Origin of the sequence: Humidesulfovibrio mexicanus, assembly GCF_900188225.1 — a bacterium.
Lineage (GTDB): Bacteria > Desulfobacterota > Desulfovibrionia > Desulfovibrionales > Desulfovibrionaceae > Humidesulfovibrio > Humidesulfovibrio mexicanus.
The window spans coordinates 732,018-745,869 of sequence record NZ_FZOC01000001.1 but is presented as its reverse complement, the minus strand read 5'-3'; the positions used below and the strand labels follow the sequence as shown (position 1 = coordinate 745,869).

The 13,852-nt window shown below is 66.9% G+C and carries 17 protein-coding genes and 1 pseudogene; 15 read left to right on the top strand and 3 right to left on the bottom strand.

Annotated elements, in window-relative coordinates; all coding sequences use genetic code 11:
• Positions 1–34 precede the first annotated feature (34 nt).
• Positions 35–214: a hypothetical protein gene (locus CHB73_RS03570; RefSeq protein ID WP_089272126.1), complete on the bottom strand. Its 180-nt coding sequence runs from the start codon at positions 212–214 to the stop codon at positions 35–37.
• 188 nt (positions 215–402) lie between these two features.
• Here CHB73_RS03570 and CHB73_RS03565 point away from each other — a divergent pair, with 188 nt between their 5' ends.
• Both CHB73_RS03565 and CHB73_RS03560 read left to right on the top strand, forming a co-directional pair.
• Complete coding sequence (locus tag CHB73_RS03565) at positions 403–1,341, top strand: LysR family transcriptional regulator (protein WP_179216873.1); 939 nt, start codon at positions 403–405, stop codon at positions 1,339–1,341.
• 2 nt (positions 1,342–1,343) lie between these two features.
• Positions 1,344–2,255, top strand: a complete 912-nt coding sequence (locus CHB73_RS03560; protein WP_089272122.1) for a LysR family transcriptional regulator — start codon at positions 1,344–1,346, stop codon at positions 2,253–2,255.
• Between the two features lie 60 nt (positions 2,256–2,315).
• On the opposite strand, the gene CHB73_RS03555 is transcribed toward CHB73_RS03560, so the two are convergent.
• On the bottom strand, positions 2,316–2,816 hold the full coding sequence (locus CHB73_RS03555; RefSeq protein ID WP_089272120.1) for a GlcG/HbpS family heme-binding protein: 501 nt from the start codon (positions 2,814–2,816) through the stop codon (positions 2,316–2,318).
• Positions 2,817–3,076: 260 nt separating this feature from the next.
• On the opposite strand from CHB73_RS03555, the gene CHB73_RS03550 reads away from it, so the two are divergent.
• The 13 genes from CHB73_RS03550 (at position 3,077) to uppS (ending at position 13,586) form a co-directional block, all read left to right on the top strand.
• On the top strand, positions 3,077–3,463 hold the full coding sequence (locus CHB73_RS03550) for a hydrogenase maturation nickel metallochaperone HypA/HybF (RefSeq protein WP_089272118.1): 387 nt from the start codon (positions 3,077–3,079) through the stop codon (positions 3,461–3,463).
• Positions 3,464–3,466: 3 nt separating this feature from the next.
• Positions 3,467–4,129, top strand: coding sequence for a hydrogenase nickel incorporation protein HypB (hypB, locus tag CHB73_RS03545; protein ID WP_089272116.1), 663 nt, complete (start codon positions 3,467–3,469; stop codon positions 4,127–4,129).
• Positions 4,130–4,140: 11 nt separating this feature from the next.
• Positions 4,141–4,575: a hypothetical protein gene (locus tag CHB73_RS03540; RefSeq protein WP_089272114.1), complete on the top strand. Its 435-nt coding sequence runs from the start codon at positions 4,141–4,143 to the stop codon at positions 4,573–4,575.
• A 94-nt stretch (positions 4,576–4,669) separates the two neighbouring features.
• Positions 4,670–5,545: an Mrp/NBP35 family ATP-binding protein gene (locus tag CHB73_RS03535; protein WP_089272112.1), complete on the top strand. Its 876-nt coding sequence runs from the start codon at positions 4,670–4,672 to the stop codon at positions 5,543–5,545.
• Between the two features lie 89 nt (positions 5,546–5,634).
• Positions 5,635–6,435 carry a sirohydrochlorin cobaltochelatase gene (locus CHB73_RS03530; RefSeq protein WP_143337299.1) on the top strand — a complete coding sequence of 267 codons (801 nt, stop codon included), beginning with the start codon at positions 5,635–5,637 and terminating at the stop codon, positions 6,433–6,435.
• 153 nt (positions 6,436–6,588) lie between these two features.
• A complete protein-coding gene (locus CHB73_RS03525; protein ID WP_089272108.1) occupies positions 6,589–8,637 on the top strand; it encodes a sensor histidine kinase in 2,049 nt (682 codons plus the stop codon).
• 98 nt (positions 8,638–8,735) lie between these two features.
• Positions 8,736–9,125, top strand: coding sequence for a response regulator (locus tag CHB73_RS03520; protein WP_089272106.1), 390 nt, complete (start codon positions 8,736–8,738; stop codon positions 9,123–9,125).
• A 4-nt stretch (positions 9,126–9,129) separates the two neighbouring features.
• Complete coding sequence (locus tag CHB73_RS03515; protein ID WP_089272104.1) at positions 9,130–9,906, top strand: fumarylacetoacetate hydrolase family protein; 777 nt, start codon at positions 9,130–9,132, stop codon at positions 9,904–9,906.
• Between the two features lie 181 nt (positions 9,907–10,087).
• Positions 10,088–10,867: a 30S ribosomal protein S2 gene (rpsB, locus tag CHB73_RS03510; RefSeq protein ID WP_089272102.1), complete on the top strand. Its 780-nt coding sequence runs from the start codon at positions 10,088–10,090 to the stop codon at positions 10,865–10,867.
• Between the two features lie 4 nt (positions 10,868–10,871).
• Complete coding sequence (tsf, locus tag CHB73_RS03505) at positions 10,872–11,495, top strand: translation elongation factor Ts (protein ID WP_089272100.1); 624 nt, start codon at positions 10,872–10,874, stop codon at positions 11,493–11,495.
• A gap of 92 nt (positions 11,496–11,587) precedes the next feature.
• Entirely contained in the window at positions 11,588–12,310 is a 723-nt protein-coding gene (pyrH, locus tag CHB73_RS03500) for a UMP kinase (protein WP_089272098.1), read from the top strand.
• A gap of 1 nt (position 12,311) precedes the next feature.
• Positions 12,312–12,866, top strand: a complete 555-nt coding sequence (gene frr, locus CHB73_RS03495; protein ID WP_089272096.1) for a ribosome recycling factor — start codon at positions 12,312–12,314, stop codon at positions 12,864–12,866.
• A gap of 3 nt (positions 12,867–12,869) precedes the next feature.
• Complete coding sequence (gene uppS, locus CHB73_RS03490) at positions 12,870–13,586, top strand: polyprenyl diphosphate synthase (protein ID WP_089272094.1); 717 nt, start codon at positions 12,870–12,872, stop codon at positions 13,584–13,586.
• On the opposite strand, the pseudogene CHB73_RS03485 reads toward uppS, so the two are convergent.
• A pseudogene (locus CHB73_RS03485) lies at positions 13,583–13,816 on the bottom strand (integrase core domain-containing protein); the annotation flags it as partial. The gene uppS and the pseudogene CHB73_RS03485 overlap by 4 nt on opposite strands.
• Positions 13,817–13,852 lie beyond the last annotated feature (36 nt).

Here is a 13,852-nt window from a genome sequence, read left to right as displayed (position 1 = left end):
GCTGGCGGCACAGAGGGGGGAGTTTGTTTCGCCCTTACGCTCCGGCGCCCAAAAGCCGCGCCAGGCCGATGCCCGTCAGCACCGCCACCAGCATCCACAGTCCGGCCTTGGCCGCGCCTGCGGCCGCGCCATCGTAGCGCACGGCGGCCAACTCGGTCTCCGGGGTGACAAGGTAGCGCAGAAACCGGACCAGTTCTGAAAGCAGCGGAACCATGGCGTCCTCCATCGGGTGTTTGCGTTCTGGACGCTGCGGGTCCGTTTTGGCATGATGCCCCCGGCCCGTGGAGAAGGACTAGCAGCGCAGGCCGGGCCGGGTCCAATCGCAATGCCTGAACCAAGGGTTCAGGAATCGTGATGCCCCGCGCGAAGCATCTTCAGATAGACCGAGTGCCGGAGGCTGGCATGGAGCTGTATCAGTTGCGCACGTTCGTGGCCGTCGCCGAGGCGGGCCACCTGACCCGCGCGGCCGAACGCCTGTTCATCAGCCAGCCAGCCGTGTCCGCGCACATCAAGGCCCTGGAGGAGGAACTCGGCGTGCCGCTCTTCTCCAGGGGGCCGCGCGGCATGAGCCTGACCTCCGAGGGCCAGGCCCTGCGCCCCCAGGCCGAGGCCGCGCTCCAGAGCGTGGGCGAACTGCTCGCCCGTGCGCGCTCCCTGCGCCAGACCCTCACCGGGGAGCTCAAGCTCGCGCTGAACACCGACCCCGAGTTGCTGCGCGTGCGCGGGCTGCTTTCCCTGCTGCGCGCGGCGCACCCGGACTTGGCCGTGCACCTCGCCCAGAGCATGAGCAAGCTCATCGTGGAGGAGGTGCGCCTGCGGCGGCTGGACGGCGGTTTCGCCTACATCGGCGAGGCCCTGGTCGGCCAGCAGGCCGAGGAACTCACCGGCCTGCGCCTGGCGTCCACCACCCTGCACGTGGTGTGCCCGCCGTCCTGGGCCGCCAGGCTTGCGGACTGCACCTGGGAGGACGCGGCGGAGGAACCCTGGGTGTGGTACTCGGACAACTGTCCCTGCCGCCCGCTGCTCTTGCGGCGTCTGGGGCCGCTGGCGCAGCGCATCAGCAAGGTTGCCGTCACCGATGCCGAGAGCACCTTGAAGGCCCTGGTGGCCGACGGCGCGGGGCTGGGCCTGCTGGGGCGGCATGAGGCCGAGGCCTGGGAGCGCGAGGGCGAGGTGGGCATTCTGCGCAGCCTGGAGGGGCTGCCCATCGACATCTGTTTCCTGTACCGCAAGGACCGCGCGGAAGACCCCGCCCTGTGCGCCGTGCTGGCCGCCCTGGGCGAGGTCTGGGGCTTGGATCCGGCTTCGGCCCCGGACCTGATCCCGGCGGAGGTCCGCTAGCCATGGAGCTGTACCAGCTGCGCACCTTCGTGGCCGTGGCCAGGGCAGGGCACCTGACCCGCGCGGCCGAGGGGCTGCACGTGAGCCAGCCCGCCGTGTCCGCGCACATCAAGGCTCTGGAGGACGAGCTTGGCGTGGCGCTCTTCACGCGGTCGGCCCGGGGCATGGGCCTTACCCCCCAGGGCCAGGCCCTGCTGGCGCGCGCGCAGTCCGTGTTGGAGCAGGCGGAGGAACTCACCCGCGCGGCGCGCTCGCTGCGGCAACAGCTCGATGGGGAGCTCAAAATAGCGCTGAACACCGATGCGGAGTTCCTGCGCGTGCGGGAGCTTTTGTCGGTTTTGCGCGCGGAGCACCCGGCCCTGGGCGTGCACCTGCCGCAGAACATGAGCCATTTTATTGCCGAGGAGGTGCGCGCCGGAAGCCTGGACGGCGGCTTCGTCTACGGGGAAGCACCGCCGCAGGGCCTGGAAGCCGTGCCCTTGTGTTCTTTCCGCCTGGTGGTGATCGGGCCGCTGGCTTGGCGCGAGCGGCTTGCGGGCGCCACCTGGGCCGACTTGGCGCGCGAGCCCTGGGTCTGGTATTCGGACGCGCTGCCCTGCCACGCCTCGGTGCAGCGCTGGATAGCGCCCTATGAGTGCAGGCTTTCCAAGGTGGCGGTCACCGACTACGAGGGCACCATCCGCGCCCTGGTGCAGAGCGGGGCCGGGCTCGGCATCATGCGCGAGGACGAGGGCGCGCGCTGCGAGGGGGCGGGAGAGGCCTTTGTCTGGCGGGGCGACAGCCTGCCCATGAACGCCTATTTCCTCTACCGGCGCGACCGCGAGTCCGACCCGGCCATGCGGGCGGTGCTTGCCGCCCTGCGCGCTGTTTGGGGGCTGGAACAGCCTCTTGCCTCCGCCCATATGAGGGCGTGAAAACGGCCCGGCGTCTCCACCGGGCCGTTCCTGTCTGAACCGAGGGCGCGTTGTCCGCGCCTACTTGGCGATGGCCGCAGCCCCGGCCAGGGCCACGCTCTCGTCCTCGTCCACGCTGCCGCCGCTGACGCCCACCGCCCCAACGATCACATTGTGCTTGTCCACCAGCAGCACGCCCCCGGCGAAGATCACCAAACCGCCGTTGGTGGCCTCGATGCCGAAAAGCGGCTGGCCGGGCTGGGCAGCAGCGCCCAGGGCGCGCGTGCTCATGTTGAAGAAGCGCGCCGTGGTGGCCTTTCTCGTGGCGATGTCGATGCTGCCGATGAAGGCGTCGTCCATGCGGGCAAAGGCCTTGAGGTTGCCGCCCGCATCCACCACGGCGATGTTCATGGGCACCTTGATGGCCAAAGCCTTGGCCTGGGCGGCGGCCAGCACGGCCTGGGCCTGCGTCAGGCTCAGGTCTCCCGGCAGAGTCTTTTGGGGTCCTCCCGCCAGTGCTGCGGACGCAGTGAAGGCCAAAATGCACAGAATCGTCGCGATGCGGATGCGCAGAGTGTTCATGTGCTGCTCCTTGCAAAGAGGTTTATCGATGTTTTTTCAGTACGCCAGCAGCAGTGCTCCGTCAATAGGCATGTCGTATGACACGCAGCATTTTCTCTTTTGGATTGTGCAAAAGAGCTGTCCTGTGTTGTCGCTTTTTTGAATACGCCATTTGCTGGGGTGATGCGTTGCGCTTGGAGTGCGCACAATGTGCGTACTGTGTTTGCGGGCCGCCGGCACGCTCTTGCCCCACCCGGACTTTTGGAGTATGCCCGCTAACCATGCACGAATTATCGCTCATCGAGAGCATGCTTACCATTATCCGGGAGGAGCGCGACAAGCACGACATGCGCCGCATCGTGCGCGTGCGGGTGGTCAACGGCGCGCTTTCCGGCGCTGTTACCGACGCGCTGGCCTTTGGCTGGGAATGCATGACCCAGGAGGGCGACCTGAAGGGCGTCGCGCTGGACATCGTGGACGCACCGCTCAAGGTGGTGTGCGGATCGTGCGGCACGGCTTTCGAGCCCGAGGACGGCCGCTACATGCCCTGTCCCGCCTGCGGCGAGATACTGGGCCACACCGTCACCAGCGGCAAGGAACTCTACATAGACGAAATCGAGGCCGACATACCCGATGAAACGGATGGCGCGGCCGCAACGGGAGCATAAGACATGGGCAAGACCGTCACCATCGTCCGCAACGTCATGGAGGCCAACGAGCGCCGGGCCGGCAAGCTTAAGGAATTCTTCGCGGACAAGGGCATTTTGTGCCTGAATCTCATGAGCAGCCCCGGCGCGGGCAAGACCTCGCTGCTTGAGCGCACCCTGGCCGACCTCAAGGGCGAGTTCAAGATGGCCGTCATCGAGGGCGACCTGCAGACCGACAACGACGCCCGCCGCGTGGCCGCCACCGGCGCCCAGGCCGTGCAGGTGAACACCGAGGGCGGCTGCCATCTGGACAGCTCCATGATCGAGGACGCCATTGCCGAGTTGGACATGGAGGGCCTGGACATCCTGTTCATCGAGAACGTGGGCAACCTGGTCTGCCCGGCGGAATTCCTGCTGGGCGAGGACCACAAGATCACCATCCTCTCCGTCACCGAGGGCGACGACAAGCCCGAAAAATATCCCCTGATGTTCCATCTGTCCTCGGCCATGCTGCTGAACAAGATAGACCTGCTGCCCTATGTGGAGTTCAGCCTGGAGACCGCCAGCGCCCACGCCCGCAAGCTCAACAAGGACATCGAGATATTCCCCGTGGCCGCGCGCAAGGGCGAGGGCCTGGCCGCCTGGTACGATTGGCTGCGCCGCGCACGGGCCGCCAAGAAGGGCTAGGAGGCGTCCTTATGCCCCAGGCCGCGCATCCCAAGCTCGCCGTGCTGGTCACCGGCGCAAGCGAGGCTGGATTGCGCCGTTTCTTGATGCGCTATGTCAAGACAGCGTTCGGCATGGCGAAGAACCAATGGCGTGCCAGCTACCGCAGGCAGTATGCCCTGGTGGTGCTCTCGCGCCCGTTGCGCGCTGATGAGGACGCCGCCGCGGCGTATGGTCCCTATGCCGGGGCCGGGGCGCTGGTGCTGGCCGCGCTGGACCCGGCGCTGCCGGGCTCTGGTCGGGACGCCGCGCGGGCGTGGCTTGCCGATGCCGGGTTTTCCCCGGTGGCGGAGTTGAAAGTCGCATTGGATTGCGCCGAATCGCAACGTATCGAGCAGGGGGCCGAGGTGGTGAACTTCATCAACCTGCATTGCCCCTGGCGTTGCAATTCCAACGTGCGGTCTTGACGCCCGCGTTCGGGCTATTCTGGGGCGAAAGCCACCCGGCCGACTTTGGCCGCGATTATTCCGCCGGGGAATCCGGCGTTCTAAGGAGATGACCATGAGCGAGGCATGTAAGAGTTGTTCCTCCGCCACCAAGGACGGCGGCTGTTCCTCCGGGCAGAACCCCAAGACCTGCGGGGGCAAGCCCGAGGACGAGCGGATCGTCAAGACCCTGGGGCGCATCAAGCACAAGATCGTGGTGCTTTCCGGCAAAGGCGGCGTCGGCAAGAGCACGGTTTCGGCCAACATCGCCATGGCGCTGGCCCAGGCGGGCAAGCAGGTGGGCCTGCTCGACGTGGACATCCACGGCCCAAGCATTCCCCGGCTGCTGTCCCTGCAGGACGCCAAGCCCCACATCGAACCCGACCACATGGAGCCCGTGCCCTACAGCAAGAACCTGTGGGTCATGTCCCTGGGGTTCCTGATCCCGGACAAGGACACCGCCGTCATCTGGCGCGGCCCCATGAAGCTCGGGCTCATCAAGCAGTTCGTGCGCGACGTGTCCTGGGGCGACCTGGACTACCTTGTGACCGACTGCCCCCCCGGCACCGGAGACGAGCCCTTGACCGCGCTCCAGACCTTCGGCCCGCAGGCCCACGCCGTCATCGTCACCACCCCGCAGGGCGTGGCCGTTGACGATGTGCGCCGCAGCGTGACCTTCTGCCGCCAGTTGGGCAATCCCATCCTGGGCATAGTGGAGAACATGAGCGGCTTTGTGTGCCCCAGCTGCAAGGCCGTGCACAACATCTTCAACTCCGGCGGCGGCGAAGCCCTGGCAAAGGAGATGGGCGTGAACTTCCTGGGACGCATCCCCATGGACCCGGAAGTGGTGCGCAGCGGCGACGAGGGCTTCGCGCTCATGAAGGTGCAGGCCGAATCGGCAACGGCCCTGGCCTTCAAGAAGGTCGTGGAGCCCATTCTGGCCCTGGGCTAGTCGGCCCCGTGCCCGCGGGCGGGGGAGGGCTGGACGCCAAGCCCCCCGCCAGCGGCCCGGACCGGAAGGCCCTCCGCCGCATCGCCGCCATGCCGACCACGCACAACGCCATTCTTCTTGCAGCATTCGGCTCCCGTTTGCCTGGCGCGGAGGACTCCCTCGGCGTCATGCGCGCGTGCGCGCAGGAGCTGTACCCGGACTGGCGCGTGGAGACGGCGTTCACCTCCGGCACGGTGCGCCGCCATAAAGGTGCGCACTCCCGCCAGGGACGTTCGCCCGGGGAGGTGCTGCGGCAGCTTGTGCGCGAGGGCGTGCGGCGCCTGGCCGTGCAGTCCCTGCACGTTGTGCCCGGCGACGAGTTTCTGGGCTTGCAGCGTCTGGTGGCCTCCATGCGCGGCGGGCCGGACGGGTTCGAGCGCATCGAGCTTGGGCGGCCGCTGCTGGGCAACGCCGAGGATGTGCGCCGCGCCGCCCGCGCCCTGCTCTCCGTGCTGCCCAGCCCGCGCGCCAAGGGCGAGGTCGTGCTGCTTATGGGGCATGGCACGCGCGGCAACGCCAATTCCGTGTACCAGGACCTGGCCGACGAACTGCGCGCTCTGGATCCGTCGGTGCTTATCGGCGCGCTGGAGGCCGAACCCGGCCTCGCCGCCAAGGTGGACGAGCTGCGCGCCCTGGGAGCGCGGAAGGTCCATCTTTTGCCGTTGTTGTTCGCGCGCGGGGTGCACGCCACCCGCGACATGGCCGGGGAGGGCGGACATTCCTGGCGCGGCGCGCTCACCCGGGCGGGCTTCATCTGCGAGACCCACCTGAAGGGCGCGGGCGAACATCCCGCCCTGGCCGAGATTTGGCTTTCCCACTTGCGGGAGGCCGTGGAGCGCGTCCGCGCATAGACTCTCCGCCCCGTTCCCCATGGCCGGGGCGCGCCGCCCGGGACCTGCCCTCCGCCAGCCGTTTCTTGACTCCCCCGCCGTCCGCGCGCTAAATGTTCAAAATGGGATACAGGCCATCCGTCCGGGGACCGCGCGTCCTTATGGAGGCGCCTCATGACCATCTCCATCCGCACCCGTCTGCTCGCCCTCATGCTCGCCGCGGCGTTGCCAGCCATGGGCGTCATGCTGCTTACCGGCCGCGAGCTTGAGGAAAACGTCATCCGCCGCGCGGAAGGCGACGCCCTGGAACGGGTGCGCGCCATGGCCGCCCAGCACGGGCGCATTGTGGACGACGCCCGTTTGTTGCTGGCCACCCTGGCCAAGACGGCAGAGGTGCGCACCCTGTCCCCGGCCAAGGCCCAGGCCCTGCTGGCCGACATCCAGGCCAGGAACCCGGTGTACGTGTCCCTGGCCCTGGCCGATGCTGGCGGCCACGTGTTGGCCCGTTCCCCGGCGGAGCATCCGTCCCCAGCGGAGCCGGACCTGCTTGTCAGCCCATGCTACCGGGCCGCCCTGAGGACGGACGGCTTTGTCACCGGCGAGTATGCGCTGCTGCCGCAGACCCGGCATGTGGTGCTGCATTTCGCCCAGAGCGTGGCCAATGGCCGGGGCGCACCGGTTGGGGTGCTGCTCGCCGCCTTCGATCTCCAGCACTTTGGTACCCTGTTCGAGCGGGTTGCCCTGCCCGCCGGGTCCGTGTTCACCCTGACCGACGCCAAGGGGATGCGCCTGACCCGTTTTCCGGAAACCGAGAAATATACGTGGGTGCCGGATCTGCCGCGCATGGTGGCGCGCATGAGCGGGCCAAAGGACGAGGGCGCCTTCCGCGAGTCCGGGGTGGACGGCGTGCTGCGGCTGTACGCGTACACGAGGCTGCATTTCGAGGGTGCGCCCTTTCCGTATCTGATGATCCGGCTGGGCGTTCCCGTGGACGAGGCCCTGGCCCAGGCGCGGGGCGTGGTGCGCCGCAACCTGCTGCTGCTTGGCCTGGCGGCAGGCCTGTGCATGGCGGCCGCCTGGACCCTTGGCGAGGTGGCCGTTGTGCGGCGGCTCAAGGAACTGGTGGCCGCGGCGGCCCGCCTGCGGACGGGCGACCTGTCCGCCCGCTCCGGACTGGACTGGGGGCGCGACGAGATCGGTCGGCTGGGCCAGGCCTTCGACGCCATGGCCCAGGCGCTGCAGGAACGCGAGCGCGAGCGCGACGCCTATGAAAACGAGGTGTGCCACCTGAACGAGTTCCTGGAGGAGCGGGTGGAGCGGCGCACCCGCGAGCTGGCCCAGGCCAATGCCGAGCTGAGCGCCGCGCTGGAACGCCTGAATCAGGCCCAGCGGCACCTCATCCAGTCGGAGAAGATGGCTTCGCTGGGCGCGCTGGTGGCGGGCGTCGCCCACGAGATCAACACCCCGGTGGGCATCGGCGTCACGGCCGCTTCCCACCTGGAGGACAAGACGAAGACCGTTCTGGACGAGTTCCGCGCCGGGGCGCTGAAGCGCACCGGGCTGGGCGACTACCTCGCCCTGTGCGACGAGTCCGCCAAGATGATCCTGGCCAACCTGCGCCGGGCCTCGGACCTCATCCGCAGCTTCAAGCAGGTCGCCGTGGACCGCTCCAGCGAGGAGCGCCGCGTGTTCCTCTTGCGCGGCTACCTGGAGCAGGTGCTGCTGTCGCTCAGGCCGCATTTGAAGAAGACCGCCATAGTGGTGGACCTGGACTGCGATCCAGAGGTGGAGGTGGATTCCTATCCGGGCGTATGGTCGCAGATTGTGAGCAATCTGGTGATGAACGCCCTGCAACACGCCTTCGACCCCGGCCAGGCCGGGCGCATCGGCATTAGCGCCAGCTGCGGGGACGGCCGGATGCGCTTCATTTTCGCCGACGATGGCCGGGGCATCGTGCCGGAGCATTTGACCAAGATTTTCGAGCCGTTTTTCACCACCTACCGCCAGAAGGGCGGCAGCGGGTTGGGGCTGTCCATCGTGTACAATCTGGTGACGCAGACCCTGGGCGGAACCATCCATGTGGCCAGCGCCCCAGGGCAGGGAACCACCTTCAGCATCAACGTCCCTTTGGCCTGCGGCCAGGACGGTCCAGGGCAGGGGCCTGCCGCGCCCGGAGATTCCGCAATGAATCCGCCCCCGCCCCCCTCGACGGGGTCGGCTTGATGTGGCATGGTTGCGGGAAGAGGAGTTGGCCGGAGTGCATCCCGGCCTTCGCGCACTTCTCCCTCGCCGGATTCTCCAGCTTATGCAAGGAGCCGCCCATGTCCGAGACGATCAAGGTTCTTGTGGTGGATGACGAGGAACGTTTCCGCAACACTCTGGGCAAGCTCTTGACCGCCCACGGCATGACCGTGACCGTGGCCGAGGGCGGCGAGCGCGCCGTGGAGATCTTGCGGAGCACGCCCCACGACGTGGCGCTTCTGGACGTGAAAATGCCCGGCATGAGCGGCCAGCAGACCCTGCTTGAGCTCAAGAAGATCGACCCGGACCTGGAGGTCATCATCCTCACCGGCCACGCCTCGGTGGATATCGCCGCCGAAATGATCGCCCACGGCGGTTCGGATTATCTGCTCAAGCCCTATCCCATGGAGGAACTCTTGGGCATCATCCACATTGCCTTTGACCGCCGCAAGACGGCCAAGGGCGCGTAGTCTCATGCGCATCATCCGCGTCCGCTACCGCGAGCGTTCCTTTTATGCCGTCATCGAAAGCCCGGAGACCGTGCGCTGCCTGAACCGCGAGGAGAACCTGCCCGACGAGATTCCCCTTGCCGAGGTGGAGCTTCTGCCCCTGGTGCGCCCCAGCAAGGTGGTGTGCGTGGGCCTCAACTATCATGCCCACGCCGACGAACTGGGCATGGCCGCGCCCGACGAGCCCGTGCTCTTCCTCAAGCCGCCCAGCGCCGTCATCGGCCCCGGCGACCCCATCGTGCTGCCCGCCGCCTCCGCCCGGGTGGACCACGAGGCCGAACTGGCCCTGGTCATGGGCCGCGCCGCCCGGCGCGTTTCCGAGGATGACGCCCTGGGCAGCGTGTTCGGCTACACCTGCGCCAACGATGTCACCGCCCGCGACCTGCAGCAAAAGGACGGCCAGTGGGTGCGGGCCAAGGGCTTCGACAGCTTTTGCCCGGTGGGGCCGTGGATCGAGACGCACGTGGGCGACGTGAACGCCCTGGGCGTGCGCGCGCTGGTCAACGGCACGCTGCGGCAGAACGGTTCCACAGCGGACATGATCTTCCCCCCGGCCCGGCTGGTGAGCTTCATCTCCAGCGTGATGACGCTTCTGCCCGGCGACGTGATTCTTACCGGCACGCCAGCTGGCATTGGCCCCATGAGCGAAGGCGACGAGGTGAGCATCGAGATCGACCAGGTGGGCTTCCTGCTCAACCCGGTCACGGGCGAGGGCCCGGCCGATCCCGGCGCCGTGCAGTAAGGCGCGGAGCGTCCGGCGGCGCGCTCGGCTCTTCGCAGCGGACATTTTCCCCTTGCCAAGCGTGCGCGTTCGGCGTAAAAGCAGCCGTTTCACAAATCACACGCCCCGGTTTTCCACTGGGTGCCCCGGACGTGCCGGGGACGGCCATGCGCCGGGGCGGAGGACAAACCCAGGAGGATTTATGGCTTACGTCACCATGAAGCAGATGCTGGAGACCGGCGTCCACTTCGGTCACCAGACCCGCCGTTGGAACCCCAAGATGCGCACCTACATCTTCGGCGCGCGCAACGGCATCCACATCATCGACCTGCAGCAGACCGTGAAGCTCTTCCAGAAGGCCCACGACTTCATCGTGGACACCGTGGCCAAGGGCGGCAAGGTGCTCTTCATCGGCACCAAGCGCCAGGCACAGGAGGCCATCAAGGCCGAGGTGGAGCGCTGCGGAATGCATTGCGTCACCCAGCGCTGGATGGGCGGCACCCTCACCAACTTCCAGACCATCAAGAAGAGCATCGACCGCTTGAAGAACCTGGAGGCCATGTTCGCCGACGGCTCCATCAACAAGTTCCCCAAGAAGGAAGTGGTGCAGATGGCGCGCGAGGTGGAGAAGCTGAACGACGCCCTGGGCGGCATCAAGAACATGAACGAGGCTCCCCGGTGCGCCTTTGTCATCGACCCCAACCGCGAGCACATCGCCGTGAAGGAATGCCGCAAGCTGGGCATCCCCGTGGTGGCCGTGGTGGACTCCAACTGCGACCCGGATCTCATCGACTACGTGATTCCGGGCAACGATGACGCCATCCGCGCCATCAAGCTCTTCGCCACCCACATCGCCGACGCCTGCATCGAAGGCGCCGCCACCCTGAAGGAAAACGCCCCCGGAGGCGCCAAGAACGCACCGGCCAAGGAAAATGAAGTCGAAGCCGCCGCCGCCGAAAAGGGCGACGCCGAGGAGGAGTAGGAACATGGCTGAGATCAGCGCCACCGCCGTGAAAAACCTGCGCGAGAAGACCGGCGCGGGCATGATGGATTGCAAGAAGGCCCTCGTTGAGAGCGGCGGCAACGAGGAGAAGGCCATCGCCTACCTGCGCGAGAAGGGCCTTGCCAAGGCCGCCAAGAAGGCCGGTCGCGCCACCAGCCAGGGCATCATCGGCTCCTACATCCACTCCAACGGCAAGCTTGGCGTCATGGTCGAGCTGAAGTGCGAAACGGACTTTGTGGCCAAGAACGAGAAGTTCCAGGCCTTCGCCAAGGATCTCGCCATGCAGGTGGCCGCGGCCAGCCCCGTGTGCGTGACCCCGGAGCAGGTGCCCGCCGACCTGCTGGCCAAGGAGCGCGAGATCTACAAGAACCAGGCCATGCAGGAAGGCAAGCCCGAAGCCATCGCCGAGAAGATCGTCGAAGGCCGCGTGAAGAAGTTCTACTCCGAGGTGTGCCTGCTGGAGCAGCCCTTCATCAAGGACGACAAGAAGACCATCAAGGACATGCTGAACGAGCTGATCTCGGTTCTCGGGGAGAACATGCAGATAGGGCGGTTCACGCGGGTTGTCCTGGGCGAGGACGCCGAAGCGGAAGCCGACGCCGAGTAGGGAAACGAAACGGGCCGCAAGGCCCGTTTTTTTTGAAGCCGCACAACACGGACGCGCCCGCGCCGACAACGCCCACGCCAGGGAGGACGATCATGGAAAAGCTGCACTACTCACGGGTTCTCCTCAAGCTCTCGGGCGAGGCGCTGGCCGGCGAACAACAGTTCGGCATCGAGCCCAAGGCCATTGGCACCTTCTGCCGCGAGATCGCCGATGTGGCCAGTCTCGGCGTGCAGATCGCCCTGGTCATCGGCGGGGGCAACATCTTCCGGGGCATGGCCGCCAGCGAGCAGGGCATGGACCGCGCCCAGGGCGACTACATGGGGATGCTGGCCACGGTGATGAACGCCCTGGCCGTGCAGGACGCGCTGGAGAAGCTCGGCTGCGACACCCGCGTCATGACGGCCTTCACCATGAAGGAAGTGGCCGAGCCGTATATCCGCCGCCGGGCGGAGCGCCACCTGGAGCGCGGCCGCGTGGTCATCTGCGCGGCGGGCACCGGCAATCCCTACTTCACCACCGACACCGCCGCCGCCCTGCGCGCTTCCGAGCTCAAGTGCGAAGCCATCCTGAAGGCCACCAAGGTGGACGGCGTGTACGACAAGGATCCCAAGAAGCACGCCGACGCCAAGCGCTACGACACCGTCACCTACATGGAGACCCTGGAAAAGCGCCTGGGCGTCATGGACGCCACGGCCATTTCCCTCGCCCGCGACAACAGCCTGCCCATCATCGTCTTCAATCTGTTCAAGGAAGGCAACATCCGTCGCGTCATCCTGGGCGAGAAGATCGGCACAATCGTAGAAGGAGGGAACTAACATGCACGCGGTTATCGAAGACGGCAAGAAACGCATGTCCGGAGCGCTCACCAGCCTCACCAAGGAGCTGGCGCGCCTGCGCACCGGCCGGGCCTCGGTGTCCCTCATCGAGCCGCTCATGGCCGAGTACTACGGCAACCCCACCCCCGTGGGGCAGATCGCCTCCCTTTCCACCCCGGACGCCCGCACCATCACCATCCAGCCCTGGGACAAGCAGGCCTTCGGCGCGGTGGAGAAGGCCATCCTCAAAAGCGACCTGGGACTCAACCCCGTCAACGACGGCAAGCTCATCCGCATCACCATCCCGCCCCTTACCGAGGAGCGCCGCAAGGATCTGGTGAAGCTGGCCAAGAAGTTCACCGAGGAGGCCAAGGTGGCTGCGCGCAATGTGCGCCGCGACCTCAACGAGGCCCTCAAGAAGCTGCTCAAGGACAAGGACATCACCGAGGACGAGGAGCGCAAGCTCACCGCCGAGGTGCAGAAGCTGACCGACGAGACCATCAAGAAGTGCGACGACACCTTCTCCGCCAAGGAGAAGGAGATTCTGGCGCTGTAGCCGATGCCGGAAGCGCTTGATCGTGCCGCACTGCCCGCGCACGTCGCCGTCATCATGGACGGCAACGGACGCTGGGCCCAGCGCCGGGGGCTCTCGCGCAGCGAGGGCCACCGCGCGGGCACGCGCGCGGCCAAGGCCATCGTCACCCGCGCCCGCGAGCTGGGCGTCCGCCACCTCACGCTCTACACCTTCTCCCGCGAGAACTGGTCGCGCCCCAAGGACGAGGTCGCCCTCATCTTCGACCTGCTGGTGGAGTATATGAAGGGCGAGCTGCAGAACCTGCTGGACCAGGACATCCGCCTCAAGGTGCTGGGCGACTTCGACGGCCTGCCCTTCGTGGCCCGGCAGAGCCTCTCCCTCGTCATGGCCAAGACCGCCAACTGCCGCGCCATGACCTTGAACCTGGCCCTCAACTACTCCGGCCGGGAGGAGATTCTGCGCGCCTGCCGCGCCCTGGCCGCCAAGGGCCAGGACATCGACGCCGAGGACTTCTCCGCCGCGCTCTATACCGCTGGCCAGCCCGACCCGGACCTCATCATCCGCACCAGCGGAGAGCTCCGGCTCTCCAACTTCCTGCTCTTCCAGGCCGCCTACGCGGAGCTCTACTTCACCGACACCCTCTGGCCGGACTTCGACGCCGCCGAGCTGGAGCGCGCCCTGGCCGACTATCAGCGCCGCCAGCGCCGCTTCGGCAAGACCGGCGAGCAGATCGCCCGCTAGGTGTGGAGTTGCAAGACGTTGTTCACCACCTGTCCAATTCGGCTGATTGGCGGTTTGTTTTGTAACGCACTGTTATTCTGATGATAATTGTATTCGTGGAGCCAGCGGGGCAACTCGTTGGCTCTTTCATTTGAGCTGGCGGAGCCCACCGCGTAGGCCCACTCGCGCAGCGCCGTTTGGATGAAGCGCTCGGCCTTGCGGATGATGCGCGGCGTGTACGGGCGGGTGCGGCCCGACGGCCAGTACGGGGGCCGCGTTCTCTCTCC